2 protein-coding genes and 1 pseudogene are annotated in these 1930 nt (G+C 69.6%); 1 reads left to right on the top strand and 2 read right to left on the bottom strand.

The genetic code is table 11. The features are described from left to right. The coding region (locus tag HUK84_RS16535; protein ID WP_176641255.1) for a phosphotransferase at positions 1-432 on the bottom strand (432 nt) is incomplete at its 3' end. Positions 433-447: 15 nt separating this feature from the next. Further along, positions 448-1446: a 4-hydroxy-3-methylbut-2-enyl diphosphate reductase gene (gene ispH / locus HUK84_RS16530; protein ID WP_176641256.1), complete on the bottom strand. Its 999-nt coding sequence runs from the start codon at positions 1444-1446 to the stop codon at positions 448-450. Positions 1447-1703: 257 nt separating this feature from the next. Between ispH and HUK84_RS16525 the strand changes: the two are divergent. Further along, positions 1704-1930 (top strand): annotated as a pseudogene (locus tag HUK84_RS16525) (hypothetical protein); the annotation flags it as partial.

The raw sequence follows: 1930 nt of genomic DNA, 5'->3' as shown, positions 1-1930 counted from the left end.
CAGCCGGGCCAGCGCGGCGCCGACCGGCCCGCAATGCGCTTCCGTCACCGTGCGCGGCCAGACGCCGGGCAGGAAAGTGGTGATCGCCGCCGGCCGCCCGGCCAGCACGCGCAGCGCCGCCCCGTCCCGCGCCGCCACCGGGCGCGGACAGGACAGGCCATGGTCGGACAGATACCCCATCAGCCCCAGGAACCAGGGCAGGTCCTCGGGATTCACCCGCCGCTCGTACAGGGTCAGGATAAAGTCGTTCCCCGTAACGCTCCCTTTGGCGTTCCCTGCGGCGCCCCCCGTGGTGCCCCCCGTGGTGCGCAGAACGAAATTACTGTTCTCGACCCCTTCGGCAATGCCGCGAAACGCCGTCAGCGCCCCGATATCGTACGCCGACAGAAACGCGCGCAACGCCCCGTCGGACACATCCGTATAGACAGCCATGCAAGCGGGTTCTGTTCAGCCCAGCGGCGCCGGCAGGCGGAAGATCACGTTCTCTTCCTTGACCGTCCGTTCCTCGATTTCCAGCGTAAAGCGCTTGGCCAGCGCCGCCACCATCTCCTGCACCAGCGCCTCGGGCGCCGACGCGCCGGCGGTGATTCCCAGCGTGCTCACCCCGTCCAGCACCGACCAGTCCAGGTCGCCCAGGCGCGGCACCAGCAGGGCGCGCGGCGCGCCCGAGCGCTCCGCCACCTCACGCAGGCGCTGCGAGTTCGACGAATTCGGCGAACCGATCACGATCACCAGGTCGCAGCCCGGCGCGATCGCCTTCACCGCTTCCTGCCGGTTGGTCGTGGCATAGCAGATATCCTCGCGCTTCGGCCCCTCGATCAGCGGAAAGCGGCGGCGCAGGATCTCGACGATCTCGGCTGTGTCGTCGACCGACAGCGTGGTCTGGGTAATGAAGGCCAGGCGCGCCGGGTCGGCCGGCTGTACGGTGCGGGCCTCCTCGGCATCATTGATCAGGGTCACCGCCCCCTGCGGCAACTGGCCCATCGTGCCGACCACCTCCGGATGCCCGGCATGACCGATCATCAGGATATGCCGGCTCTCCGGGCCGCCATCGGCGAAATGGCGCTCGGCCTCGCGATGCACCTTCGATACCAGCGGGCAGGTCGCGTCCAGATACAGCAGGTTGCGCCGCTCGGCCTCGGCCGGCACGCTCTTGGGCACGCCATGGGCGGAAAAGACGACATGACCGTCGGCCGGCACCTCGTCCAGCTCCTCGACGAAGATCGCCCCCTGCGCCTCCAGCGCCTCGACCACCGTACGGTTATGGACGATCTCGTGCCGGACATAGACCGGCGCGCCATAGCGGCGGATCGCTTCCTCGACCACCCGGATCGCCCGGTCGACACCGGCGCAGAACCCGCGCGGACCGGCCAGCAGGACCTTCAGCGACCGGGTCGGCGCGTCGGCCGATTCCAGGGCCGGGGCGGGATCGGGCGTGTGAATCATCTGATCTGGCATGGTGTTCCCCAAACGTCCGGCGGGCGGTATAGGATACGGGCCGAGGGCAGCCTCCGGCCGGCCGCTGCATCCCGATGCTGGTTCGGCCCTACGCAAAGCAGGGACATGGCGCAAGCCATTTTCCTGCGACTCCGGCGCATTTGGACCTACCCGTCCGACCGACGCCACAGAAACACACGCCGCGGACCATCCGTCCCCACGGCCGCCTGCAACCTGACCGAGAAAACGAGACCCCGGACCCCAGCATGACCATCGTCATTCCGACCGGCCCGCGCCGCCCCCGCCGTCCCGCCCTTCTCTGCGGCCTGGCGCTCCTGCCGCTCGCGATTCTGCTGACTGCCTGCGACGCCGACAATCCGAACGCCTTCGCCCCCGCCTGCCCGCTCGTCGAGGTCCCGGGCCCCGCCGCCGACCTGGCGGCCTACGATGGCGAGACGCACGATGTCGGCCACCTGGTCGCCCGCGCCAGCCT

Origin of the sequence: Nguyenibacter vanlangensis, from assembly GCF_013376155.1 — a bacterium.
Lineage (GTDB): Bacteria > Pseudomonadota > Alphaproteobacteria > Acetobacterales > Acetobacteraceae > Gluconacetobacter > Gluconacetobacter vanlangensis.
This window is presented reverse-complemented; position numbering and strand designations above follow the sequence as displayed.